Raw genomic sequence first — 22,996 nt, forward strand, 5'->3', positions numbered from 1 at the left:
CCGTCCGCCGTCCGCCGTCCGCGCAGCGGCTCAGAGGTCGAACTTGGCCCGCTTGTCGGCGGGCACCAGGTCGACGTACTCGGGGTGCTTGGCGATCCAGCCGCGGATGAACGGGCAGTACGGCAGGACGGCCTCGCCGCGTCCGCGGACGGTGTCGAGGGCGGCGCGGGCCAGCTTGCCGCCGAGGCCCTGGCCTTCGAACGCCGGGTCGATGACGGTGTGCACGAAGGCGATCTGCCCGCCGTCGCGGCGCTGGTACTCGGCGAATCCGGCGAGTCCGGCGTCGGTGCGGATCTCGAAGCGGGACTGCTCGATGTTGTCGCTGACCTGGGGTTCCATCGCGGGTTGCTCCTGGTTCTCGAGGCTGTCGGTCGGACGATAGGGCATCGACGGGCGGTCAGTGCGCCCGTAGCGCAGCGAGTTGCTGTTCGAAGGGCACCACTCGCTCGACCGGGCCCGTCGCGGCGGGTCGCCCGGCGAGCAGGGCGGCGAGTTCGCCGGCGGCGCGGTCGATGCGTCCGGCGAGCGAGCCGTCGGCGCCGTTCGCGCCCCAGTCCTCGGAGGCGGCGAAGACAGCGGTGGGGACGACCACGGCCCGCAGGTGGGCGAAGAGCGGGCGCATGGCGTGTTCGAGGGCGAGGCTGTGCCTGGCGGTGCCGCCGGTGGCGGCGATCAGCACGGGGGTGCCGGTGAGCGCGTCCCGGTCGAGGACGTCGACGAAGGACTTGAACAGGCCGCTGTAGGACGCGGAGAAGATCGGCGTGACGGCGATCAGGCCGTCCGCCTCCTCCACGGCCCGGAGGGCATCGCGCAGCGCGGGCGGCGGGAAGCCGGTGATCAGGTTGTCGGCGATGTCCCGGGCGAGCTCGCGCAGTTCGACCACCCGGACGTCCACCTCCCGTCCGGCGGCGCCCAGTTCGCGGGCGGCGGCGCCGGCCAGGCGGTCGGCGAGCAGCCGGGTGGAGGACGGGACGGACAGCCCCGCCGCCACCACGACCAGTTTCAGCGCGCTCACTTGGCGACCTCCTCCTTCTCGTGGGCCTGCCCGTGGGCCTGCGCGTCGGCCCGCTCGTGGGCCTGGGCGCGGGCCGTGACCAGCGCGGCGTGGGTGGGCCCGTCGGGGACCTCGGCGGGGCGGTTCTTGGCGAACTCCTCGCGCAGCACGGGGACGACCTCCTCGCCGAGCAGGTCGAGCTGCTCCAGGACGGTCTTCAGCGGCAGGCCGGCGTGGTCCATCAGGAACAGCTGGCGCTGGTAGTCGCCGAAGGTCTCGCGGAAGGCCAGGGTCTTCTCGATGACTTCCTGCGGGCTGCCGACGGTCAGCGGCGTCTGCTCGGTGAACTCCTCCAGCGACGGGCCGTGGCCGTAGACGGGGGCGTTGTCGAAGTACGGGCGGAACTCCCGTACGGCGTCCTGGGAGTTCTTGCGCATGAACACCTGGCCGCCGAGGCCGACCATCGCCTGCTCGGCGGTGCCGTGGCCGTAGTGGGCGTAGCGCTCGCGGTAGAGCTCGATCAGGCGCTGGAAGTGCTCCTTGGGCCAGAAGATGTTGTTGGCGAAGAAGCCGTCGCCGTAGTAGGCGGCCTGTTCGGCGATCTCGGGGCTGCGGATGGAGCCGTGCCAGACGAACGGCGGCGTGCCGTCGAGCGGGCGCGGGGTGGAGGTGAAGGACTGCAGCGGGGTGCGGAAGCGGCCCTGCCAGTCGACGTTCTCCTCGCGCCAGAGCTGGTGCAGCAGCGCGTAGTTCTCGACGGCGAGCGGGATGCCCTGCCGGATGTCCTTGCCGAACCAGGGGTAGACCGGGCCGGTGTTGCCGCGGCCCATCATCACGTCCACCCGGCCGTTCGCGAGGTGCTGGAGCATCGCGAAGTCCTCGGCGATCTTCACCGGGTCGTTGGTGGTGATCAGCGTGGTGGAGGTGGAGAGGATCAGCTTCTCGGTCTTCGCCGCGATGTAGCCGAGCATCGTGGTCGGCGAGGACGGCACGAACGGCGGGTTGTGGTGCTCGCCGGTGGCGAAGACGTCCAGGCCGACCTCCTCGGCCTTGAGCGCGATGGCAACCATGGCCTTGATGCGCTCGTGCTCGCTGGGGGTCTGCCCGGTGGTGGGGTCGGTGGTCACGTCGCCCACGCTGAAGATGCCGAACTGCACCGCTCTCAACTCCTTCTCGGTTGATTCAACATTCAACCACTCGCTGCAACGCGATGCCACTCCGATCTGTTCCCGCCAGGATTCCCGGCCGGTTGACCGAAACGCCGACACTCTCGGCAGTTGATCGGATACGCAGAGTTGACTGATGGTCCGACATTCCGCTTACCTGGGGCACGCTTTCGGGCGCGGACCGTCACCGGCCGCCCGCCCGACACCCTCCCTGCCGTCCGCCTCCCACCGGAGTGTCCGTGCGCCTGCGCCAGTTCCTCGCCCCGCTCGTCGCCACCGTCGCCCTGTTCGCGACCGCCGTGACCGCCGCGCCCACCGCGGCCGCCGCGACCCCGGCCGAGCTGAGGATCACCGTCTCCACCGAGTGCTCCGCCGACTTCCGGCACAGCGACTCCCGCCTCGGCCCCGACCAGCTGCCCAACGCCGGGCCCGTCGGCCGCCAGCTGATCGGCTACTTCCGCACCGGCCTGCTCGGCGAGCAGCAGTTCCTCGCCACCTACTACGACAGCGCGGCCGGCAGCTGGAAGTACCCGCCGTCCGACGGCTACCTGCTGACGCCCGACGGCACCCCGATCGAGTACAACACCACCCTCCGGCCCGGCCAGAACATCGACCGCTACGGCAGCGAGTACGGCTCCTTCCTCGCCCCCGAGGGCCTGCCGTACGCCACCCGCTCGATCCCGCCGTCCAGCCTGGACGGCAACCCGGCCGCGGGCTGCAACTACCACGACTACCGGGTGCTCAAGGCGTTCACCGTGCACTCCGGCCCGATCGCCCCCTGGTTCGGACAGCCCGGCCTCGGTCTCCAGTACCAGCTGGACGCCGCACTGGTGCCGGGCGCGCCGAACCGGATCAACGTCGGCTGGCTGGTCGACAACGGCTACCTGGCCCGCCTGGTCTGACGCACCCCCGGCTCCGGTCCGGCCGGTTCCGCTCCGGCCGGTTCCGCTCCGGTCAGTCCTGCTCCAGTGCCTGGTCCAGCCAGGCCAGCCAGAACGACTCCAGTTGGATGCCCGCCTGCAGCACCATGTGCTGCAGGCGGTTCTCCGTCTCCGCCCTCTCCGGCGGGAAGTCGCGGCGCTCGATCTCCAGGTACTCGGCCAACTGCGCCCGGTGCAGCTCCCGGTGGCGCGCCAGCTCCTCGCCCAGGCCGTCCACGCCGAGCACCGCCGCGGCGCGCAGCCGCAGCAGCAGCGGGTCCCGGATCGGCTTCGGGTCCTGCGCCTGCCCGACCCACTCGCGCAGCCGCTCCCGCCCGGCCGGCAGCACCTCGTACTCCTTGCGCTGCCCGCGCCCCGCCCCCGGCCCCGACGCGCGCACCAGCCCCTCGCCCTCCAGCCGCCCCAGCTCGCGGTAGATCTGCTGGTGCGTGGCCGACCAGAAGAACCCGATCGACCGGTCGAACCGCCGGGTCAACTCCAGCCCCGAGGACGGCTTCTCCAGCAGGGCGGTGAGGATCGCGTGCGGCAGTGACATGCGGCGATGGTACGGGGCGGGCGGCCGTCGTCGAGAATCACAGCTTGGTAAAAATTGCCAACCCTTGACCTTCGATTGGCGCGAATTCGGCACCAATTGACGTGATTTGACCGATTCACCGCTCTCTACGCTTTCTTCACACCGCCACCCGAAGGAGCCCGCAGCCGTGAAGAGGTACCGAACGCCGTCCGCGCCGCTCTGGCTGGTGATGGCCCTCGTCTGCGCGGTCATGGCGATCGACACCCTGCGCAAGCTCCACACCATGGCGGCCGACCAGTTCGCAGTCTGCCTGACGCTGTTCCCGGCGCTGCTGGCCGTCTCCGCCCGGATGACCCGGCTGTGCGTCCGGCGCGGCCCGGACGGCGTCCTGGTCCGCGGCTTCTGGCGCAGCCACGAGCTGTGCTGGTCGGAGATCGCCGGCTTCCGCAACGAGGGCTGGCTGGTCGTCGAGCTGGTGGACGGCCGCAGCATCGCGGCCCTGGGGGTGTGGACGCAGAACCACCCCCGCAGTTACGTCGAGCGCACCGCGACGGAGTTGAACGACTGCCTCAAGTCGGCTCAACAGAATGGCAGTTGACTCTGCCAACGTCCGGTCGGGGGTCTTGCGCCGGTTCGGCCGGTGCCGAAATACTCCCTGCAGCGCTTGTCAGGGGCAGATCAGAACTGGGTCCGGGAATCGGCGGTAGTCGACCGGACCGCGATCGCCGCCTGCCCGCGCCTCACGGCCCGTCGACTGTCCGGGCCTCCCCCACACCCCAGGAGGAGAACTGTGAGGACCATGCGCACCACCCCCACCACCCCGTCCCGCGCCCGCGGACGGGTGCTCGCCGTCGCCGTCGCACTCGCCGCGGCGACCGCCCTCGCGGCACCCGGCGCCATCGCCGCCGCCCCGGCGGCCGACGCGTTGGACCAGGTCAGCAGCGCAGTCGAGCAGGCCGGCGTCAACGGCATCGCCTGGCACACCGACCAGGCCACCGGCCAGGTCGTCGTGACGGCCGACAGCAGCGTCACCCCCGCGGCGCTCGCCGAGCTCGGCAAGGCCGCCGGCTCCAAGCACCTCAAGATCGAGCGCACCGCAGGAACGTTCAACCCGCTGCTCTCCGCAGGCGCAGCCATCTACGGCGGCGGCTACCGGTGCTCGCTGGGCTTCAACGTGGTCAAGGGCGGCGTGTACTACTTCCTGACCGCCGGCCACTGCGGCAACATCGCGAGCACCTGGTACAGCAACTCCGGCCAGTCCACGGTGGTCGGCTCCACCGTCAGCTCCAGCTTCCCGGGCACCGACTACGCGCTGGTGAAGTACAGCTCGACCAGCCACCCCGGCGGCTGGTCGGCGGCCGGCGCGTACGTCGGCGAGGCCGTCAAGCGCACCGGCTCCACCACCGGCACCCACGGCGGCACCGTCACCGCCCTGAACGCCACCGTCCGCTACTCCGACGGCAGCACCGTCCGCGGCCTGATCCAGACCAACGTCTGCGCCGAGGGCGGCGACTCCGGCGGCCCCCTCTACGACGGCACCAAGGCCATCGGCCTGACCTCCGGCGGCAGCGGCGACTGCACCAGCGGCGGCACCACATTCTTCCAGCCCGTCACGGCGGCCCTCTCGGCGTACGGCGTCTCGCTCTACTGATCCCCCGCTCCACACGGTGGGGCGGCGCCCGACCCGGGCGGCGCCCCACCGGCACCACCGTAAGGAACACGCACCGAATGAACACCCGGACGTACCGGAACCCCTCGCACCACCTCATCGGGCCGGGGCTCGTCGCTCTCGGCCCGGTCCCGCTCGCGAGCGGCACCGACGCCCTGACCGCAGTCGCCGCCACGCCGGACGCCGAACTCGCCGCCCGCCACGCCGAGTCGACGGCGGGCCTCTCGTGAAGTACCGCAACCTGCCGCTGGCCGTGGCCAGTTGGGCGCTGATCGGCGCGCAGCCCTTCGTCCTCGTCTTCCAGCTCATGGACGGCGGCGGGCTCACCCGGCCCTGGGACGCGGTGCTCGTCACGACCCTGCCGGCCGCCGCAGCCTGGAGCTTCCGCCGCATCGGAGTGTCGCCCCGGGTGTACACCGAGGGCGACCGCCTCGTCGTGGTGAACCCCTTCGTCACCTACCGCGTCCCCCTGCGCTCGGTCCACCCGGTCGGGCGTTCCAGGGGCAGCGCGATCGCCGTGGACGGGCTGGGCGAGGTCCACCTGTGGGCGATGTCGGCGTCCGTCTTCGACGGCCGACGGGTGCAGGACGCCCGGCGGACGGTGCGCCGCCTTGCCGGGGAGGCCCGGGCCGCGGCGTCATCGACGGCCGAACTCCCCCGCGCCGTACGGACGTTCCGCGTCGAGTGGGCCGATCTGCTGCTGCTTCCGGTCCTCGCCGTCGCGGTGTGGCTGCTGACGGGCGCGCAGTGAGCCGGGCCACGGCGGCACATCGGGCGGGCGGGGCTGCCGATTCGGCGCTCTCGGCGGCACCCGCGCAGGTCGCGCGGCTCGGACGACTTGGAGGTGCGCGGTGAACGCGGCCACCGCACTGGCGGTCCTCGGCGCCGTCGGGCTGCCTCTGGCCGGCTACGCCGGTGCCCGGCGGCGAGTCCCGCTGTTCGTCGTCTGCGCGGTGCTGGTCGCCGTGGGCCTGCTGCTCCGCCCGGCCGGGATCGGGCCCACCGGCTTCGGGTTCGCGTGCGCGACGGGGCTGGTCACCTCGTTCTGGCGCACCGACGCCGTCCTGGACGCGGGCCTGCGGGCGAACCTCGGCCTCCCTCCGCTGATGCGCGGCGACCCGGCGACCCGCGGCCTCTTCGACATCGTCTGGCTGGTCCGGTACCGCAGGGCGATGCGCGCGAACCCCGTCCCGACCGCCCCTCGCCACTCCGGACAGACCGGGCGGACCGAACAGACCGGGCGGACCGGACCGGGCCGGGGGTGAGCGGGAAAGGGCGCTCCGCCGCGGTGTCGGCGCCGTTCTACGTCGCGATGTGCCTGCGGGCGGCCCGGCGCTGTCTGCGCACGGGCCGCCCGCTCACCTACTGCTGACCTGGTGTCAGAGCGTGGCCGCCAGGCGGGTGCCCTGGTCGATGGCGCGCTTGGCGTCGAGTTCGGCGGCGAGGTCGGCGCCGCCGATCAGGTGCGGGGTGATGCCGCGGGCGTGGAGGGCCTCGACCAGGTCGCGGCGGGGTTCCTGGCCGGCGCAGAGGACGACGGTGTCGACGGGGAGGGTCTGTTCGACGCCGTCGACGACGACGTGCAGGCCGGCGTCGTCGATGCGGCGGTACTCGACGCCGGGGACCATGACCACGCCGCGGTGGCGCAGTTCGGTGCGGTGGATCCAGCCGGTGGTCTTGCCGAGGCCGGCGCCGACCTTGCCGGTCTTGCGCTGGAGCAGGTGGACGCTGCGCGGGACGGCGGGGCGGGCGGGGGCGGCGAGGCCGCCGGGGGTGGTGTGGTCGGGGTCGACGCCCCAGGTGGCGAGGAAGTCGGAGTCGGCGCCCGGGGCGGTGAGGTATTCGGCGACGTCGAAGCCGATGCCGCCGGCGCCGATCACGGCGACGCGGTCGCCGACCTTCGCGCCGTCGCGCAGCACGTCGAGGTAGCCGAGCACGCTCGGGTGGTCGATGCCGTCGATCTCGGGGACGCGCGGGGTGACGCCGGTGGCGAGCACCACCTCGTCCCAGCCGGTGAGGGCCTCCGCGTCGGCGAGCGTACCGAGGCGCAACTCGACGCCGGTGCGGGCGAGTTCGTGCCGGTAGTAGCGCAGCGTCTCGTCGAACTCCTGCTTGCCGGGGACGCGGCGGGCGACGTTCAGCTGTCCGCCGATCTCCTCGGCGGCGTCGAACAGGGTGACGTGGTGGCCGCGGTCGGCGGCGGAGACGGCGAAGGCGAGGCCGGCGGGGCCGGCGCCGACCACGGCGATCCGCTTGCGCAGCTGCGTGGGCGAGAGGACGAGTTCGGTCTCGTGGCAGGCGCGCGGGTTGACCAGGCAGGAGGTGATCTTGCCGCTGAAGGTGTGGTCGAGGCAGGCCTGGTTGCAGCCGATGCAGGTGTTGATGGCCTCGGGGGTGCCCGCGGCGGCCTTGTTGACGAAGGCGGCGTCGGCGAGCATCGGGCGGGCCAGCGAGACCAGGTCGGCGTGGCCGGTGGCGAGCAGTTCCTCGGCGATGTCGGGGGTGTTGATGCGGTTGGTGGTGACCAGCGGGATGCCGACCTTCCCCATCAGCTTCTTCGTCACCCAGGCGAACGCGCCGCGCGGCACGGAGGTGGCGATGGTGGGGATGCGGGCCTCGTGCCAGCCGATGCCGGTGTTGATGATGGTGGCGCCGGCCGCCTCGATCTCCTGGGCGAGCCGGACGACCTCGTCGAAGGTGGAGCCGCCGGGCACCAGGTCGAGCATGGACAGCCGGTAGACGACGATGAAGTCCGCGCCGACCCGTTCGCGCACCCGGCGGACGATCTCGATCGGGAAGCGCATCCGGTTCTCGTACGAGCCGCCCCAGCCGTCGGTGCGGTGGTTGGTCTGGCGGGCGATGAACTCGTTGATCAGGTAGCCCTCGGAGCCCATGATCTCGACGCCGTCGTACCCGGCGGAGCGGGCGAGTTCGGCGCAGCGGGCGAAGTCCTCGATGGTCTGCTCGATCTCGTCCTCGGTCAGCTCGTGCGGAACGAACGGGCTGATCGGGGCCTGGAGGGCGGACGGGGCGACCAGGTCCTGGTGGTAGGCGTAGCGGCCGAAGTGCAGGATCTGCAGGGCGATCTTTCCGCCCTCGGCGTGCACGGCGTCGGTGATCGCGCGGTGGTCGGCGGCCTCCTGCTCGGTGGTGAGCTTGGCACCGCCGCCCCACGGCCGGCCGGCCTCGTTGGGGGCGATGCCGCCGGTGACGATCAGGCCGACGCCGCCGCGGGCGCGCTCGGCGTAGAACGCGGCCATCCGCTCGAAGCCGTGCTCGGCCTCCTCCAGGCCGACGTGCATGGAACCCATCACCACCCGGTTCCGCAGGGTGGTGAAGCCCAGGTCGAGCGGGGCCAGCAGGTGGGGGTACGCAGCAGTCATCGACGCCTCCGGTCAGGATTTGTTACCCAACGGTAGGGGGCGGCGGACTTTCTCTGCAACTAGTTGCACAAAGCTGGGCGGCGACCGCTCGGCGATAGAGTCGGGCCATGAGTACGGACGAGGCGAGCGTGCGGATCGACAGCTGGATCTGGGCGATCCGGCTGATCAAGACCCGCTCGGCGGCGGGCGCGGCCTGCCGGGCCGGGCACGTGAAGGTCAACGGGGCCACCGCCAAGCCCGCGCAGCACGTCAAGGCGGGCGACGACGTGCGGGTGCGGGTCGAGGGCCGGGAGCGGATCGTCCGGGTGGTCCGGCCGATCGCCAAGCGGGTCGGCGCGCCCGTCGCCGAGACCTGCTACGTCGACCACAGCCCGCCCCCGCCGCCGCGTACCGAACGCCCCGCCGAGGTCGGTCTGCGCGACCGCGGCACCGGACGTCCCACCAAGCGCGACCGCCGCGACCTGGAGAAGCTCCGCGACGGCCACCGCCCGTAATCCTGAGCGGACTTCAGCCCTGCTCGGCCCGCTCCTTGGCGATCCGCACCTGCTCGGCGAACTGCTCGGCGGAGATCCGTTCCACCGGGGCCCCGTATCTCGCGGCCAGTTCGTCGACGGGTGCGCTGTCGTGCTCGACCACGTCCAGCACCAGCAGCGCCCGGCCGTTCTCCACCCGGGACGACAGCACGATCAGGCCCGCGCCGCCGTCGGTGATCTCGGTCTGCTCGGCGGCGTTGCCGATCGCCGCGCCCGCCGCGAAGCCCAGCAGCACCCCGATCGGACCGCCGAGCAGCCCCACCAGCCCGCCCACCAGCCCCGAGCCGACGGTCGGCACGCCCGCACCCCGGATGTGGCTCTCCGGGATGTCGACGATCCCCTCGTCGCTGCGCTCCAGCACCGCGACCTGCCGGACCCCCGGCAGGTGCATCGCGTCCTCGTACGCCCGCCGGCACGCCGCCCGGTCGGTGAAGCCGAGCAGCAGCACGTTGTGGTGGTGGTCGCTCATCGCAGGTCCCCTTCGCCGACGGTCGCTTCAACCCCGCCCATCCTGCCCCGCGAGGCCTGCGGTGCGCCTGTCCGGCACACCCGTCCGCATGGCCGCGACCCCGCTCGCGCGGCAGCGACAGGCCCGCTCGTGCGGCAGCGAAAGGCCCCGTTCGCGCGGCGGCGATAATGGTCGCCATGGCCCGCCGACGCACCCCCTCCGCCCCTGCCGCTCCGACTGCCTGCCCGTGCGGGCTGCCCGCCGCGTACGACGACTGCTGCGGGCGGCTGCACCGCGGCGAGGCGACGGCGATCAGCGCCGAGCAGCTGATGCGCTCGCGGTTCAGTGCCTTCGCGGTGCGGGACGAGCCGTACCTGCTGCGGTCCTGGCACCCGGACACCCGGCCCGCCTCGGTGGACTTCGACCCGTCGCTGCGCTGGGAGCGCCTGGAGATCCTCGGCGCCGGCGACGGCGGCCCGTTCCACCAGGACGGCACCGTCGAGTTCCGCGCCCACTTCCGCGAGCGCGGGCGGGCCGGCGCGATGCAGGAGAACAGCCGCTTCGTCCGCCACGGGGGCGAGTGGGTCTACCTGGACGGCGTCATCCAGCCCTGAGCAGGCGGTACTTGAGGCCGAGCAGCGCCCCGCCCGCGCCGCGCGGCAACAGCCACCCGGTGTCGGTGCGGTCCTGCGCGCCGAACCGGTACTTGTACGGCTCGTCGCCGCGCAGGAAGTCGAAGACCCGCACGCCGTCGGCCGCGCAGGTGCGGATCGCCGCGTCGATCAGGGCGGTGCCCAGCGACTCGGCGGCCCACCGCTGGTCCCAGCCGATCTGGTAGTAGGCGAACCGGTCGGCCCACCGGAAGCCGTACAGCACGCCGATCAACTCGCCGTCGTGGCGGGCGAGTTGAAAGGCCGGTCCGCAGTCGGGCCGGGCGGTCTCCAGCAGTGCCCGGTGCAGTGGCAGCCGGCCCGCGTCGAAGCTGCTCACCCCGCCGGCGGCGGCCTGGCGGCGCAGCCGGTGCAGGCGCAGCAGTTCGTCCAGCAGGGCGGGCCCGGCGGCGGCGGGCGGCAGCCATTCGAAGGTGACGCCGGCGGCGGCCAGTCGGCGGTGGGCGCGGCGATTGGCGGCCCGGAAGTCGCGCGAGCCGAGGCGGTCGGGCCCGGCGGCGAGGTCGAGTCGCGGGCAGGCGGTCCGGGTGACGGGCCGGGCGCCGGGCGGCAGCAGGTCCTCGTGCGACGAGTCCCACGAGGGCAGCCACAGGGTGCTCCGGCGGGCCTGCCGGGCCAGCCACTCGGCCACCTCGCCCCGCCGGTGCGGCCGGACGGCGGGCCCGCAGTGGTCGGCGGCCCCGGGCCCGGCGCCGAGCAGCGTGAGCACCGGCACCGCGACCGGCACCCGGTGGTGCGCCCGCACCCGCGCCCGGCCGAGCGGCGCGACCGCCTCGACCCGCCCGTCCGGCCCGCGCCAGACCGCCACCTCGCCCCGCTGCCCGGCGCCGAGCGTCCGCCACCACGCCAGCACCCAGTCCGGCCCGGCGAACCACGACCCGTCCGGGTCGTCGGCGATCAACTCCCGCCACTGGCGGACGAGTTCGCCGTCCAGGTCGGGCGTGCGCAGGATCTCCGGCGCATCCGTCACAGCAGATTCCCCTTTCTCGACGGCGAACTCTCCCCGACACCTGGGCAGTTCGACCCGCGACCGGCTCCGCGGCGCGGTCTTCACCGGCCGCCGCGGAGGCGGTGAACGGCAGGGTGGAGGCCCGAGAGGATGGTGTCGAAGCGGTCGGGGCCGGTGTGGGAGTTGACCCGGAGGCGGCTGATGCGCAGGCGGTGGGTCGGGACGAGATCGGCGTGGCGGTGGTCGAAGAGGAACGCGGTGCGGTAGCCGAGGGTGCGCAGGACGGTCTCGGCACGCGGGTCGTGGTTGCCGTTGGGGTAGGCGAAGGTGGTCGGCGGGTGGCCGAGCCAGCCGGTCAACCGGTCGTGGGCGTCGACGAGTTGGGCGTCGAGGGGGTCGTCGTCGCAGCGGTCGAGACAGGGGTGGGAGGCGGTGTGGTTGCCGATGGTCAGGCCGCCGTCGAGGAGGGTGCGGATCTCGGGGGCGCTCAACTGCCGCTGCCCGGGGGCCTGTCGGCGGGCGGTGGCGCGCAACTCGGCCAGCGAGAGCAGGCGTTGGGCGTCGGGGAGGGTCTTGAGGCGGTGGACGGCGGCGGCGGGTCCGAGTCCGTGCAGCGCGGGGGTGCGGCCGCCGTGCCGGACGAGGTGGGCGGCCTCGGTCCACCAGTAGGGGCGGTCGGTGTCGACGAGGTCGGTGATGACGTACGCGGCGGCGGGGATGCGCAGGCGGGCGAGGATCGGCAGGGCGCGGGTGAGGACGGTGTGGTCGCCGTCGTCGAAGGTGACCAGCACGCTGCGCGGCGGGAGCGGCCGGCGGCGTTCGGCGGCGTCGGCGACCTGTTCGGGGCCGACGGGGTGGGCGGTGCGGGCGAGGCGTTCCATCTGAGCACGGAAGGCGACCGGGTCGTCGATGCCGTGGTAGGCGAGGACGGCGAGGCGGCGGGCGGCCCGGGCCCGGAAGACGGGTTGGAGCGGGGAGTGTCGCAGCAGGGCGTCGATCCCCCGGCGCCGGGCGGCGCGATCCGTGGTCGGCATGGCTTCCCCCTCGACCGGTGGCACGGACGGGCACCCCGGGCGTTCGGCCCGGGATGCCCGTCGGAGTTCAGGTCATCAGCGTCCCATGCGGCAGTAATGGCTGTCCCAAATTCCTGAAAGGTTCCTGGGAACGGGCTCGGCGCGGGCCGGGGCGCATACGCACCACCTGTCCGGATCACACCGCTTTGCGGCATTTGTAACGGATTGGCATAGTTCTGGGGGACTGCTGCCCGTCCGCCCATGGGAGTGCCCTCACAATGACCATGCCCGGCTTCGGCTCGCTCGGCCCCAACGACGCCTTCTCCGAACTGCTGAATCGCTTCTTCGGCCTGAACCCGGCCGCCGCCCCGCCCGCCGTCCAGCGGGTCCCGATCGGGCGGCTGCTCACCGAGTCCGCCCGGGACCTGATCGGCCGGGCCGAGCTGCGCGCCCAGGAGGACGGCAGCGCCGACCTCGACACGCCACACCTGCTGTGGGCGGCGGCCCTGACCGACCCGGCCCGGTCGCTGCTGGCCCAGGCCGGCGCGGACCCGGACAAGCTCGCCGCCACCATCGAGCGCACGCTGCCGGCGGGCGAGGCGGACCCCTCCGTGGAGCCCGGTCTGACACCGGCCGCCAAGCGGGTGCTGATCGGCGCGCACGCCCGTTCGCAGGCCGCCGGGGTCTCGTACATCGGGCCGGAGCACATCCTGGCCGCTCTCCTGGACGACCCCGACTCGGCGGCGGGCCGGCTGCTGACCGCGCACGGCGCGGACGCGTCCCGGCTGCAGCGCGGCGCGGAGGCGGCGGCCGCCCGGGGCGAGCGCGGCGTCCCGGCCAAGCCGGAGAGCAGAACGCCCACACTCGACGAGTACGGGCGCGACCTGACCGAGGACGCCAAGCTGGGCAGGCTCGACCCGGTGGTCGGCCGGGCCGAGGAGATCGAGCAGACCATCGAGATCCTCTCCCGCCGCTCCAAGAACAACCCGGTGCTGATCGGCGAGCCCGGCGTCGGCAAGACCGCCATCGTCGAGGGCCTGGCCCAGCGGGTCGTCACGGGCGACGTCCCGGCCACCCTGAAGGACCGCCGGGTGGTCTCGCTGGACCTGTCCGGCCTGGTCGCGGGCGCGAAGTACCGGGGCGAGTTCGAGGAGCGGCTGAAGAGCGTCATCGACGAGGTCCGGGAGGCCGCCGACTCGACCATCCTGTTCATCGACGAGCTGCACACCGTGGTCGGCGCGGGTGCCGGCGGCGAGGGCGCGATGGACGCCGGCAACATGCTCAAACCCGCCCTGGCCCGGGGCGAGTTGCACGTGATCGGCGCCACCACCATCGACGAGTACCGCCGGTACGTCGAGAAGGACGCGGCGCTGGAGCGGCGCTTCCAGCCGGTGCTGATCCCGGAACCGTCCGTCGAGGAGACCGTGCAGATCCTGGAGGGCCTGCGCGACTCCTACGAGGCGCACCACCAGGTGCGGTTCACCGACGACGCGCTGCGGGCCGCCGCCGACCTGTCCGACCGGTACGTCTCCGACCGGTTCCTGCCCGACAAGGCGATCGACCTGATGGACCAGGCCGGCGCCCGGGTCCGGCTGCGCGGCCTGGGCCGCTCCACCGAGGTGATCGGCCGGGAGGACGAACTCGCCAAGCTGCAAAGGGAGAAGGACGAGGCGGTGGCCGCCGAGGACTTCGCCCGGGCGTCCGAGCTGAAGACCCGGATCGCCGACCTGGAGTCGCAGAACGCCGAGATCGAGGAGCGCCGCGAGGGCGTCGTCTCCGTCACCGTCGACGACATCGCCGACGTGCTGTCCCGGCAGACCGGCATCCCGGTCTCCCAGCTCACCGAGGACGAGAAGGCGCGGCTGCTGAAGCTGGAGGAGCAGCTGCACGCCCGGGTGATCGGCCAGGACAAGGCGGTGGTCGCGGTCTCCGAGGCGGTGCGCCGCAGCCGGGCCGGCATGGCCGACCCGAACCGCCCGGTCGGCTCGTTCCTGTTCCTCGGCCCGACCGGCGTCGGCAAGACCGAACTCGCCAAGGCCCTGGCCGAGTTGATCTTCGGCGACGAGGACCGCCTGGTGCGTTTCGACATGAGCGAGTTCCAGGAGAAGCACACCGTCTCCCGCCTGGTCGGCGCCCCGCCCGGGTACGTCGGCTACGAGGAGGCCGGGCAGCTCACCGAGGCCGTCCGCCGCCGCCCGTACAGCGTGCTGCTCTTCGACGAGGTCGAGAAGGCCCACCCGGACGTCTTCAACGCGCTGCTCCAGGTCCTGGACGACGGGCGGCTGACGGACGCCCAGGGCCGCACCGTGGACTTCCGCAACACCGTGGTCATCATGACCTCCAACATCGGCTCGCAGCTGATCCTCTCCCACCGCGGCGAGACCGACGAGATCCGCGACCGGTTGATGACCGAACTGCGCGGCCGCTTCCTGCCGGAGTTCCTCAACCGGATCGACGACATCATCGTCTTCGACGCGCTCGGCGAGTACGACCTGCTGCGGATCGTCGACCTGATGCTGGGCAACTCCGAGCGGCGGGTGAAGGCGCAGGGCCTGGAACTCGACGTCACCGAGGCGGCCAAGAAGTGGCTGGTGGACCGCGGCCACCAGCCCGAGTTCGGCGCCCGGCCGCTGCGCCGCACCATCCAGACGCAGCTGGACAACCGGCTCGCCGGCATGCTGCTCTCCGGCGACGCGCAGCCCGGCGACACCATCGTCGCGGACGCCCGGGACGGCGAACTGGTCGTCTCCATCGGCGAACCCGCGCCGTCCTGATCCGCCTCGGGCCGACGCACGCCGTACCGGGTCACCTCAGTACCGAGTCACGGCGAGGTGACCCGGGCCGCCCAGTTGGCGAGGGCGGCCCGGTTGGGCTGGTCGGCCTTCTCCAGCAGGCTGGCCACGTGCTTCTCCACCGTCCGCGGCGAGATGCTGAGCCGGGCGGCGATCTCCTGGTTGCCGAGCCGCTGCGCGACCAGCAGCACCACCTCGTACTCGCGCACCGTCACCCGCCGTCCGCGCAGCGGCTCGGGGACCTGCTCGGTACCGGTGCGCCGCTGCGGGACGCTCGCCCCGGCCTCGCGCAGCAGGCGGCGGCAGGCGGCGCCGACGGCCGGCACGCCGGCCCGGTGGAAGTACTCCTCGGCGCTGCGCAGCCAGAGCACCGGCTCGCCCCAGCCGTCGGCGAGCGCGGCCTCGGCGACCAGCCGCAGCCCCAGGTGGCGGGCCATCTCGAACGGGCGGGCCGCCCGGGCGGCCTCCGCGACGGCCTCGGCGGCGGCCCCGGCCTGCCCGGCCCGGCCCAGGTGGACGGCGTGCGCGAGCCGTTCGAACTGCCGGTTCCAGGCCAGCGTGGCAGCGTGGTCGGCGGCCGTCCGGGCGTGCTCCTCGGCGGACTCGGCGCCGGCCAGCGCGCGCAGCAGCGGGTACAGGCCGTGCGCGCCGTTGAGGTAGAAGACGGACGGGTGCCGGGCCTCCCAGCGGCGGGCCAGGTCGAACTCGGCGAGGGCCAGCGCCCGGTCCTCCTCCAGCAGTGCGCAGACCGCCCGGCAGTTGCCGTGGGCCAGCGGCAGCTGTAAGGAGTCCGCGCCGTCCCAGCGGTCAAACTCGGCCAGCACGTCGGCCATTTCGGTCCGCCGGCCCTGGTGGGCGGCCACCATCGCCCTGGTCAGCAGCAGGAAATGGTGGTGGTCGACGTTGCGCAGCCGGGCGCTGGCCTCCAGGCCCTGGTCGGTGAGGGTCCGGGCCCGGGCGTAGTCGCCGCGCAGCACGGCGTGCATGGCGAGCGTCGCCTCGGCGGAGCGGACCAGGTCGAGCGCCCCCAGGTCGACCGCTGCCCGGTGCGCCCGCTCCAGTTGGACGGACTCCCCGATCCGCATGAACTCGTTGACTCCGAGCCGGAGTTGGGCGTCGACCTGCCAGCCGGGGAGCCGGTGCCGGGCGGCCAGGTCGAGCAGTCGGCGCAGGCATGCGTCGGCCCGGTCGAAGCCCTTGCGGCGTTCCAGCAGAGCGAGCAACTGCCAGGCCTGGCAGGCGACTTCGGTCAGCCCGGCGGCCTCGGCGCGTTCGGCGGCGCGGCGGGCCAGCCGTTCGGCGGCGGCGGTGCGCAGCTCACCCTCCGCCACCCCGCCCTCCGGCAGCCCGCTGTCCGGCGCCGCGCTGCCGACGCCGGCCAGCGCGAGGTGGGCCTCCACCACCTCCAGGGCGCAGGTCCGTTCCGGGCCGGCCGCCGGGCCGAGCAGGGTGCGGACCAGGGCGGTCTGTTCGGCGGCGTCCGCGAGGCGGCCGGCGGTGGCGGCGGCCCGGGCCAGGCGCAGGTGCAGGGCGGCGGTGCGGTCGTCGCCGAGCGCGGCCGGGCCGCCCAGCGGGAGCGTCCGGGCGAGGTCGCGGGCCTGGTCGAAGCGGCCGCTGTCGGCGAGGGCGTGCACCAGCTGCTCGCGGATCGCGCTGGCGGCGGCCGTGGCGGCGCCGTCCCCGCCGACCAGTTCCAGGGCGCGTTCCAGCAGTGCGACGGCGGACTCGGTCGCCCCGCTCTGCCGGGCCTCCTCGGCGGCCTCGGCGAACAGTCGGGCGGCGGCCTCCGGTTCGCCCGCGGCCTGCCGCAGGACGGCCACCAACTGCCGCCACTCGCCGGGCAGTCCGGGGTAGGCGCGTTCCACCTCGCCGGCCGCGCGGCGGGCGATCGCGGCCCGTTCGGCGGGCAGCAGGTCGGCCAGCAGCGCGTCCGCGACCATCGCGTGCCGGAACTCGTACCGGTCGGCGACCGGCCCGCTCGGCGACAGCAGCCGGGCGTCGATGCCGGCCCGCAGGTGGATCAGCAGGCTGCGGTCGTCCAGGCCGGTGACCAGTTGCAGCACCGGCAGCGCGAAGCGCCGCCCGAGGACGGCGGCGACGTTGAGCATCTCCCGGCCGGCCGGGTCGATCCGGGCGGCGCGCTGCACGACGCTGCGCACCACCGTGGTGGGCACCTCGATGCCGAGGTCGCCGAACACCTCCCAGCCCCGTTCGGGGTCGCGGCGCAGCGCCCCGGCGGTGACCATGCCGGTGAGCAACTCCTCGATCACGAACGGGTTTCCGCCGGCGTCCCGGACCACCCGCTCGGCCACGGCGGCGGGCAGCGCGCCGGGGGCGGCGGACAGGCAGGCGGCGGCGAGTTCGGCGGTCTGCGAGTCGTCCAGCGGGTGCAGGTCGAGCCGCCGGGCCTGCCGGCGGGCGGCGGTGTCGAGCGCCAGGTCGAGGGCCGGTCCGGGGTGTTGACGGAGCGTCGCGACCAGCAGGACGGGCAGGCCGTCGAGGTTGTCGATCACGTAGTCGAGTACGGCCAGGGTCTCCGCGTCCGCCTCGTGCAGGTCCTCGACGATCAGCAGGCAGCCGCGCGGCGGCCGGTCCGGGTCGGCCCGGCCGACCGCGCCGAGCAGGCGCAGCAGCGCCTCCGCGATGTCGGTCAACGACGGTGGTGCGGCCGGACGTTGCTCTCCCCGCCAGTCCGGGACCAGGGCCGCCAGCGCGGACCGGTACGGGGCGAGGGCCGGGTCCTGCGGGGGCCCGCTCACCCGGAACAGCGACAGCAGCGCCTCGGCGATCGGCCGGAACGGCACCGGCGCGCCGGCGCTGCTGCCCCGGCCGCGGAGCACCGCCATCCCGTCCGCGACCGCCCGGTAGGCGCAGTCGGCGGTCAGCCGGGTCTTGCCGATTCCCGCTTCGCCGCCGACGAACACCGCGCGGCCCATCCTCCGACGGGCGTCGATCAACCCGTCGAGCAGGACCCGAAGTTCCTCGGCGCGACCCACGACATAGGGCGAGGAGGTGAGCATTCACGCAGGCTAGCCGCCCGCGCCGTCATCGGGCCATGGGGACTTTTCGTACCCTGCTCAGTCCTCGGTGAACGAGAGGGAGGTGAGGGTGGACGGCGCGGTCGTGTCGTTGGTGCTGATGTCGAACGTGCCGAGTTCCGGCGCCACCCATCCCGACAGCACCAACGCCCGCCGCATCCGCGGGAGTTCGGTTCCGCGCAGGGCCGGGACGATCTCGCCGGCGGGGTGCGGCGTCCGCATGTCGGCGCCGAACTCGGAGATCTCCCACGGGGCGACGAGGGTGGCGGTGGTCATGGTGGTCCTCCTGGGTGGCGTGGTGAACGGCATGCCGGGTGGGGCTGCCGCGGCGGGAGTGTCGTCCGACGGATCGTCGGAGCGGGGGAGGTGCGGGAGTGTGGCGACGGCTCGCGGCCGGGATCGGCGCTGCGGGCGGTCAGCTGCGCGGGGGCTCCAGCAGCAGGACGCAGGGCACGTCCGCGGGGTGGGCGAGGCGCAGCAGGGTGTGGCCGATGCCGGCGAGGCCGGTGAGCAGTCCCGGGGTGGGGATGCCGGACGGGGTGGCGCAGCGGGGCCCGGCGTGGTCGAGCTCGCCGAGCAGGGCGGCGGCGCGGGTGGCCGTGCAGGTCGGGTGGCCGGTGAGCAGGAGTTCCAGGGTGGCGCTGTCGCCGTGCAGCAGGCTGTGGTCGGCGGCGGGTGCGACGGGCGCCGGGGGCGGCGCGGTTCCGGGGGTGTGGGCGGCGGCGAGGCGGGCGGCGGGGCCGAGCACCCGGGCGGGTGCGGGTCCGGGCAGCGGGATGCTGCGTCCGGTGGCGGCGTAGCGGTGCAGGGCCCAGCGGCGGTGCGCGGCTCCGTCGGGGGTGGGGTCGGGGGTGGCGGCGAGCCGCTGGGCGCAGTGGTCGGCGGCGGTGGCGGCGGCCGGGTCGCCGGTGAGCCGGTGGACGGCCAGCATGGCGGCCAGGCAGCCGGCGTCGCCGGAGAGCAACTGCCCGTCGGGGTGCGGGTCTTCGAGGGGTGCGGCGTTCGCGGCGCGGGCGGTGAGCCGGACGGCCGTCCGGGCGGCCTCGGCCAGTGCGCCGGTGTCGTCGAGGTGCAGGGCGTCCAGTCGGGCCAGCCCGTAGGCGATGCCGGCGAGTCCGGTGAAGCCGCCCGCGCCGACGGCGTCGAGGTGGGCGGGGTCCTTGGCGAGGGCGTCGAGCAGCGGGGGCAGGGCCCGGACGGCGCGGCGCGCGGTCTCGGCGTAGCGGGCGGTGCCGGTGAGGGCGGCGAGCTGGGCGAGGAACAGTGCGGTGCCGAGGTAGCCGCCGTCGAGGGCCGCGCCCTGCGGCATCAGGGCCCACTGGCGGTCGGTGATGGGTTCCAGGGTGAGCCAGTTGACGCGGCGCCGGTCGCCGTGGGCGTGGGCCAGGATGCGGTCGGCGAGGTCGCAGGCGGCGGCGAGCAGTCGGTCGGGGTCGGGGGCGACGGGCGGGCGCGACTGTCCGGGCGGGGCGGCCGGTGTCGAGCCGGGTCCGGCGGACCGGGTGGCCAGCGCGGCGCGGACGATCCACTCCTGGTCGTAGAGGTCGGTGCGGTCGAGTGCGGCGAGCCGCTGCCGGGTCCGGTCGACGCCGTTGTCGGCGGCGGCCGGGCCGCAGGGGCGGCCGTCGGCGTGCAGGCGTCCGTCTCCGGCGGTGGCGGTGAACAGCGGGATGTCGCCGCGCCAGAGTTCGGCGTGTTCGGAGGCGGCCAGCGGGCGGCGGTGCGGGTCATCGGCGGACTCGCGCCAGAGCAGGGCAAGCAGCCGGTCGCGGTCGAGGCCGTCGCGCAGCGCGTCGGGGTGGGTGGACTCCTCCAGCAGCGTCGCGTACCGCCGGGTGGGGCGGACCACGACGCGCACGGTGTCGGCCGCGAAGTTCTCCAACGGGCCTCCGGGGGCGGCGAGTCGGGGGGCGGCGTCGGCGAGTGCGCGGTAGCCGGCGCGGAATCCGGCGACCAGTGACTCGGTGTACTCCTGCGGGTCGACGTCCGCCCCGTCGAGCCGGGGCCGGTTGTCGGCCCGCCGCAGCCGGCCCTGTTCGCGCACCAGCCGCATCCGGTCGGTGCCGGCGTCCGCCCAGCCGGGCACGGACATCGGCAGGGGCGCGCCGTCGTCCCCGCCGAGGCCCGAGATGTCGAGTGCGCCGTGCTCGCCGAACATCGGGAACGGCAGCAGCGAGATCCGCTGCACGGAGTCGGCGAGCACGCGCCGCGCGGGGTCGTCGCCGAGCGGCTCGGCCGGCGCCTGGTCGGGGTGGAACAGCGTCTCCAGGTCCACCAGGACGGGCTGGTCGGCGGCGGCGATCAGGTTCTCGTAGTGGATGTCGGTGCCGCCGAGGACGTGCAGCAGCGCCAGTTGCACGCCGAGCCGCCGGTAGAAGCGGTCCACGCCGTGCCGGTCCGCGCACGGCCCGGCCCCGACGAACTCCAGCCAGCCGTAGTCGCCCCGGTCCAGCACGGTGAGCGTGCGCAGCGCGGCGTCCGGCACCGACTCGGCGAGCAGCCGCAGCAGTTCGTTCCAGTGCCGGTGGACGGCCAGCGGGCGCGGCTTGTACACGGCGTGCCGCCCGTCGGCGAACTCCAGGACGGCCACGGTGCGTCCGTGGGCGTGCCGGTCCCCCGCGCCGGTCCGTATCCGGACCAGCCGGCCCGGGTCGGCGTCGGCGAACAACTCCTGTGCGAGAGCTGTCCGGTCGGCGGTGAACCGGTTCGCCAGTTCGGTCCAGGCGGCCACCGCGTCCTGGCAGCAGTGCGCCAACAGCCTTGCCAACACCGGGTATTCGGTGAGCAGTGCGGTCAACCGCTGCGGCGTCCGGGCCTGTTGGACGAAGTCGTCGAACCGTTCCTGGCCGTTCGTCCCGCGCAGGGCGCCGCCGATCCGGGCCATGTTCAGTTCCAGCACCAGCGTCCGGTCGGCGACCCGCACCAGCCGGGACGTCAGGCTGCACTCGAAGTCCCGTTCCAGGTTCGGGAGTTCCGCGACCTCGCCGACGGCCTTCCAGTCCGGTTCGGCCCGCAGCGCCGCCAGTGCGGCGGCGGTGAACGGGGCGACCACGGTCGCGAATCCGGCCGCCCACGGCGTCAACTCCTCGGCGGCGCCCGTCGGGAGGGACGCGGCGGCGACCGCGTGCCGGACGAAGCCGACCCACTCGGGCGTCTCCGCGACCCGCGCCGCCAGGCTCTCGGCCGGCTCGGCCAGCAGCGCCCGCAGTCGGGCGCGGTCCGCGCCCTGGTCGGCCAGCCACTCGTCGAGTCTGCCGTCGAACTCTCCCTGCCAGACGGCGAGTCGGCGCTCCGCCGGCTCGGCGGGCTCCGTGCGCGGCGCTCCGGCCGAGCGCCCCGCCGGGTGCGGCGGGTGCTCGTCGGCTGCGCCGGGCAGGCGTTCGGTCAGGCTCAACGCCGGTGCCCACCAGGGGCCGTCGCCGTCCCGGCCCCAAGTGGCTGTGGGATCCGTCATGGTTATGAGCATGGCGAGCTGCGGGTTCGCGGACATGGGGGGCGGCCCCCATATTCCCGCGCACGGGCGGCGGGTGGCCGCCGGTACGTAGGGAAATCGGGGGCGCCGCCCGGATGGGAACGGAGCCTTCCGGGCGTCAGGCTCTTCCCATGGATGCGACCATGACACAGACGACGGTGCAGGTCCTCGGCCCGATGGCGGCCTCGGTCGACGGGACTCCGGTGCGGCTCGGCGGACCCCGGCCGCGCGCGGTGCTGGCGGCGCTGGTCGCGGCGGGCGACGCGGTCGTCCCCGAGCAGCACCTGATCGACTCCGTCTGGGAGGAACGCCTGCCGGCCAACCCCCGCCACGCCCTGCACACCTGCGTGACCGACCTGCGCCGCGCCCTGGAGCCCGGCCGCCCGGCCGGCCACCCGTCGTCGGTGCTGTGCCACGGGCCCGGCGGCTACCGCCTGCGGCTCGGCCCGGACGCGCTCGACGCCCGCCGGTTCGCCGCCCTCGTCGAGCGGGCCGGTACGGCCGCCCACGCCCGGCGCCCCGCGGAGGCGCTCGCCGCGGCGGACCGGGCGCTCGCCCTGTGGCGCGGCCCGGCCTTCTCCGACCTCGCCCACCTGGCCTTCCTCGACCCCGAGCGCTGGCGGCTGGCCGAACTGCGCTGCACCGCACGGGAGATCCGCGCCGCCGCGCTGCTCGCCCTGGACGCCCACCACCTCGCCGTCACCGAGTGCGCGCTGCTCACCACCGAGGCCCCGCTGCGCGAGTCCGGCTGGGCCCTGCGGGCCCGGACCCTGTACCGCAGCGGCCGCCAGGCCGAGGCGGCGGCCGTCCTGCACACCGCCCGCCGCACCCTGCGCGACGAGCTCGGCGTCCATCCCGGGCCCGAGCTGGCCCACCTCACCCGGCGCGTCCTGGTCCACGACCCGACCCTCGCGGCGGAGCCGGCCTGGGCGGTCAAGCAGCCCGCCTGACGCCGCCCGCCTGACGCCACGAGGGCAGAGGCCGCAGCATCCTCCCACGCCCGGACCGCCCGGACACCGTTAATGCCGATGATCGGACTTCCGGGCGGCCGATCTTCGCCCGGTCGATGTTTCGGCATGTCCACGTCCCTATGATCTCCTCAGATCGACGGACCCTTCCGGATCCGTGGATCGCCATGCCGAACGCCGAGTTGGAGGAGCGACCCCCATGAGCAGGACCACCGACGAGCTGACCTGGCGCAAGTCGAGCTACAGCGGCGGCTCCGGCGCGTGCGTCGAGATCGCGGTGCCGAACGCCGCGACCACGGCCGTCCGGGACTCCAAGGACCCGAGCGGCCCGCAGCTGCGCTTCTCGAACGAGGCCTGGGCGGCCTTCGCGACCGCCGCCGCCGAGGGCGTCTTCGGCACCGGCTGAGCCCCCGCCCGCAGCGACCGACGTCGAGGACCCCTGCCG

22 protein-coding genes are annotated in these 22,996 nt (G+C 74.2%); 11 read left to right on the forward strand and 11 right to left on the reverse strand.

The features are described from left to right. Positions 1–30 precede the first annotated feature (30 nt). The 3 genes from AMK19_RS08030 to AMK19_RS08040 are packed head-to-tail and all read right to left on the reverse strand — an operon-like array spanning position 31 to position 2,151. Entirely contained in the window at positions 31–339 is a 309-nt protein-coding gene (locus AMK19_RS08030; RefSeq protein ID WP_073809242.1) for a GNAT family N-acetyltransferase, read from the reverse strand. Positions 340–397: 58 nt separating this feature from the next. Then, a complete protein-coding gene (locus AMK19_RS08035) occupies positions 398–1,015 on the reverse strand; it encodes an FMN reductase (protein ID WP_073809244.1) in 618 nt (205 codons plus the stop codon). After that, positions 1,012–2,151 (reverse strand): LLM class flavin-dependent oxidoreductase, encoded by a 1,140-nt coding sequence (locus AMK19_RS08040; RefSeq protein ID WP_073809245.1) that lies wholly within the window; start codon positions 2,149–2,151, stop codon positions 1,012–1,014. The genes AMK19_RS08035 and AMK19_RS08040 overlap by 4 nt, the downstream gene beginning before the upstream one ends. Positions 2,152–2,399: 248 nt before the next feature. Between AMK19_RS08040 and AMK19_RS08045 the strand changes: the two genes are divergently transcribed. Next, positions 2,400–3,062 carry a TNT domain-containing protein gene (locus tag AMK19_RS08045; protein WP_073809247.1) on the forward strand — a complete coding sequence of 221 codons (663 nt, stop codon included), beginning with the start codon at positions 2,400–2,402 and terminating at the stop codon, positions 3,060–3,062. Between the two features lie 52 nt (positions 3,063–3,114). Here the strand turns inward: AMK19_RS08045 and AMK19_RS08050 are convergent, their stop codons facing one another. Then, positions 3,115–3,636 (reverse strand): PadR family transcriptional regulator, encoded by a 522-nt coding sequence (locus tag AMK19_RS08050; protein WP_073809248.1) that lies wholly within the window; start codon positions 3,634–3,636, stop codon positions 3,115–3,117. 166 nt (positions 3,637–3,802) lie between these two features. Between AMK19_RS08050 and AMK19_RS08055 the strand changes: the two genes are divergently transcribed. The 5 genes from AMK19_RS08055 to AMK19_RS08070 all read left to right on the forward strand — a co-directional run bounded on the left by AMK19_RS08055 (position 3,803) and on the right by AMK19_RS08070 (position 6,549). Then, a complete protein-coding gene (locus AMK19_RS08055) occupies positions 3,803–4,213 on the forward strand; it encodes a PH domain-containing protein (RefSeq protein ID WP_073809250.1) in 411 nt (136 codons plus the stop codon). Between the two features lie 192 nt (positions 4,214–4,405). Next, complete coding sequence (locus AMK19_RS08060) at positions 4,406–5,266, forward strand: S1 family peptidase (protein WP_073809252.1); 861 nt, start codon at positions 4,406–4,408, stop codon at positions 5,264–5,266. Positions 5,267–5,343: 77 nt separating this feature from the next. After that, the gene (locus AMK19_RS35885) at positions 5,344–5,514 is read left to right on the forward strand and encodes a hypothetical protein (protein ID WP_158071876.1); all 171 of its coding nucleotides are present in this window, start codon (positions 5,344–5,346) and stop codon (positions 5,512–5,514) included. Next, a complete protein-coding gene (locus AMK19_RS08065; protein WP_073809254.1) occupies positions 5,511–6,035 on the forward strand; it encodes a hypothetical protein in 525 nt (174 codons plus the stop codon). Before AMK19_RS35885 ends, AMK19_RS08065 begins: the two co-directional genes overlap by 4 nt. A 100-nt stretch (positions 6,036–6,135) precedes the next feature. After that, positions 6,136–6,549: a hypothetical protein gene (locus AMK19_RS08070; RefSeq protein ID WP_073809255.1), complete on the forward strand. Its 414-nt coding sequence runs from the start codon at positions 6,136–6,138 to the stop codon at positions 6,547–6,549. A gap of 114 nt (positions 6,550–6,663) precedes the next feature. On the opposite strand, the gene AMK19_RS08075 is transcribed toward AMK19_RS08070, so the two are convergent. Continuing rightward, on the reverse strand, positions 6,664–8,667 hold the full coding sequence (locus AMK19_RS08075; protein ID WP_073809257.1) for an oxidoreductase: 2,004 nt from the start codon (positions 8,665–8,667) through the stop codon (positions 6,664–6,666). 107 nt (positions 8,668–8,774) lie between these two features. Between AMK19_RS08075 and AMK19_RS08080 the strand changes: the two genes are divergently transcribed. After that, complete coding sequence (locus tag AMK19_RS08080; RefSeq protein WP_073809258.1) at positions 8,775–9,161, forward strand: RNA-binding S4 domain-containing protein; 387 nt, start codon at positions 8,775–8,777, stop codon at positions 9,159–9,161. Between the two features lie 13 nt (positions 9,162–9,174). On the opposite strand, the gene AMK19_RS08085 is transcribed toward AMK19_RS08080, so the two are convergent. Next, entirely contained in the window at positions 9,175–9,669 is a 495-nt protein-coding gene (locus tag AMK19_RS08085; RefSeq protein ID WP_073809260.1) for a hypothetical protein, read from the reverse strand. Between the two features lie 176 nt (positions 9,670–9,845). Between AMK19_RS08085 and AMK19_RS08090 the strand changes: the two genes are divergently transcribed. Then, positions 9,846–10,262, forward strand: coding sequence for a YchJ family protein (locus AMK19_RS08090; protein WP_143200091.1), 417 nt, complete (start codon positions 9,846–9,848; stop codon positions 10,260–10,262). Here the strand turns inward: AMK19_RS08090 and AMK19_RS08095 are convergent. Further along, positions 10,249–11,289 carry a GNAT family N-acetyltransferase gene (locus tag AMK19_RS08095; protein ID WP_073809263.1) on the reverse strand — a complete coding sequence of 347 codons (1,041 nt, stop codon included), beginning with the start codon at positions 11,287–11,289 and terminating at the stop codon, positions 10,249–10,251. The two genes, AMK19_RS08090 and AMK19_RS08095, sit on opposite strands and share 14 nt — an antisense overlap. An 80-nt stretch (positions 11,290–11,369) precedes the next feature. Continuing rightward, positions 11,370–12,302 (reverse strand): polysaccharide deacetylase family protein, encoded by a 933-nt coding sequence (locus AMK19_RS08100; protein WP_073809265.1) that lies wholly within the window; start codon positions 12,300–12,302, stop codon positions 11,370–11,372. Between the two features lie 257 nt (positions 12,303–12,559). Between AMK19_RS08100 and AMK19_RS08105 the strand changes: the two genes are divergently transcribed. Continuing rightward, positions 12,560–15,055 (forward strand): ATP-dependent Clp protease ATP-binding subunit, encoded by a 2,496-nt coding sequence (locus AMK19_RS08105; RefSeq protein WP_073809267.1) that lies wholly within the window; start codon positions 12,560–12,562, stop codon positions 15,053–15,055. Between the two features lie 47 nt (positions 15,056–15,102). Here AMK19_RS08105 and AMK19_RS08110 read toward each other — a convergent pair whose 3' ends face one another. The 3 genes from AMK19_RS08110 to AMK19_RS08120 all read right to left on the reverse strand — a co-directional run bounded on the left by AMK19_RS08110 (position 15,103) and on the right by AMK19_RS08120 (position 21,565). After that, positions 15,103–18,093: a helix-turn-helix transcriptional regulator gene (locus AMK19_RS08110; protein ID WP_073809269.1), complete on the reverse strand. Its 2,991-nt coding sequence runs from the start codon at positions 18,091–18,093 to the stop codon at positions 15,103–15,105. Positions 18,094–18,150: 57 nt separating this feature from the next. Then, a complete protein-coding gene (locus tag AMK19_RS08115) occupies positions 18,151–18,387 on the reverse strand; it encodes a hypothetical protein (RefSeq protein WP_073809271.1) in 237 nt (78 codons plus the stop codon). A 139-nt stretch (positions 18,388–18,526) separates the two neighbouring features. Next, on the reverse strand, positions 18,527–21,565 hold the full coding sequence (locus AMK19_RS08120) for a type 2 lanthipeptide synthetase LanM family protein (protein ID WP_158071877.1): 3,039 nt from the start codon (positions 21,563–21,565) through the stop codon (positions 18,527–18,529). 161 nt (positions 21,566–21,726) lie between these two features. On the opposite strand from AMK19_RS08120, the gene AMK19_RS08125 reads away from it, so the two are divergent. Together AMK19_RS08125 and AMK19_RS08130 are read left to right on the forward strand one after the other, a co-directional pair. Beyond that, positions 21,727–22,533 (forward strand): AfsR/SARP family transcriptional regulator, encoded by an 807-nt coding sequence (locus AMK19_RS08125; protein ID WP_073809275.1) that lies wholly within the window; start codon positions 21,727–21,729, stop codon positions 22,531–22,533. A gap of 217 nt (positions 22,534–22,750) precedes the next feature. Continuing rightward, positions 22,751–22,957, forward strand: coding sequence for a DUF397 domain-containing protein (locus tag AMK19_RS08130; RefSeq protein WP_073809277.1), 207 nt, complete (start codon positions 22,751–22,753; stop codon positions 22,955–22,957). The last annotated feature ends 39 nt before the right edge of the window (positions 22,958–22,996 follow it).

This window comes from Kitasatospora sp. CB01950 (assembly GCF_001905465.1).
Lineage (GTDB): Bacteria > Actinomycetota > Actinomycetes > Streptomycetales > Streptomycetaceae > Kitasatospora.

Coding starts and splice junctions, on each gene's coding strand:
- AMK19_RS08120 (WP_158071877.1), bottom strand. CDS start 21,565: ATGACGGATCCCACAGCCACTTGGGGCCGGGACGGCGACGGCCCCTGG.
- AMK19_RS08130 (WP_073809277.1), top strand. CDS start 22,751: ATGAGCAGGACCACCGACGAGCTGACCTGGCGCAAGTCGAGCTACAGC.
- AMK19_RS08090 (WP_143200091.1), top strand. CDS start 9,846: ATGGCCCGCCGACGCACCCCCTCCGCCCCTGCCGCTCCGACTGCCTGC.
- AMK19_RS08080 (WP_073809258.1), top strand. CDS start 8,775: ATGAGTACGGACGAGGCGAGCGTGCGGATCGACAGCTGGATCTGGGCG.
- AMK19_RS08085 (WP_073809260.1), bottom strand. CDS start 9,669: ATGAGCGACCACCACCACAACGTGCTGCTGCTCGGCTTCACCGACCGG.
- AMK19_RS08125 (WP_073809275.1), top strand. CDS start 21,727: ATGACACAGACGACGGTGCAGGTCCTCGGCCCGATGGCGGCCTCGGTC.
- AMK19_RS08075 (WP_073809257.1), bottom strand. CDS start 8,667: ATGACTGCTGCGTACCCCCACCTGCTGGCCCCGCTCGACCTGGGCTTC.
- AMK19_RS08110 (WP_073809269.1), bottom strand. CDS start 18,093: ATGCTCACCTCCTCGCCCTATGTCGTGGGTCGCGCCGAGGAACTTCGG.
- AMK19_RS08100 (WP_073809265.1), bottom strand. CDS start 12,302: ATGCCGACCACGGATCGCGCCGCCCGGCGCCGGGGGATCGACGCCCTG.
- AMK19_RS08105 (WP_073809267.1), top strand. CDS start 12,560: ATGACCATGCCCGGCTTCGGCTCGCTCGGCCCCAACGACGCCTTCTCC.
- AMK19_RS35885 (WP_158071876.1), top strand. CDS start 5,344: ATGAACACCCGGACGTACCGGAACCCCTCGCACCACCTCATCGGGCCG.
- AMK19_RS08030 (WP_073809242.1), bottom strand. CDS start 339: ATGGAACCCCAGGTCAGCGACAACATCGAGCAGTCCCGCTTCGAGATC.
- AMK19_RS08115 (WP_073809271.1), bottom strand. CDS start 18,387: ATGACCACCGCCACCCTCGTCGCCCCGTGGGAGATCTCCGAGTTCGGC.
- AMK19_RS08050 (WP_073809248.1), bottom strand. CDS start 3,636: ATGTCACTGCCGCACGCGATCCTCACCGCCCTGCTGGAGAAGCCGTCC.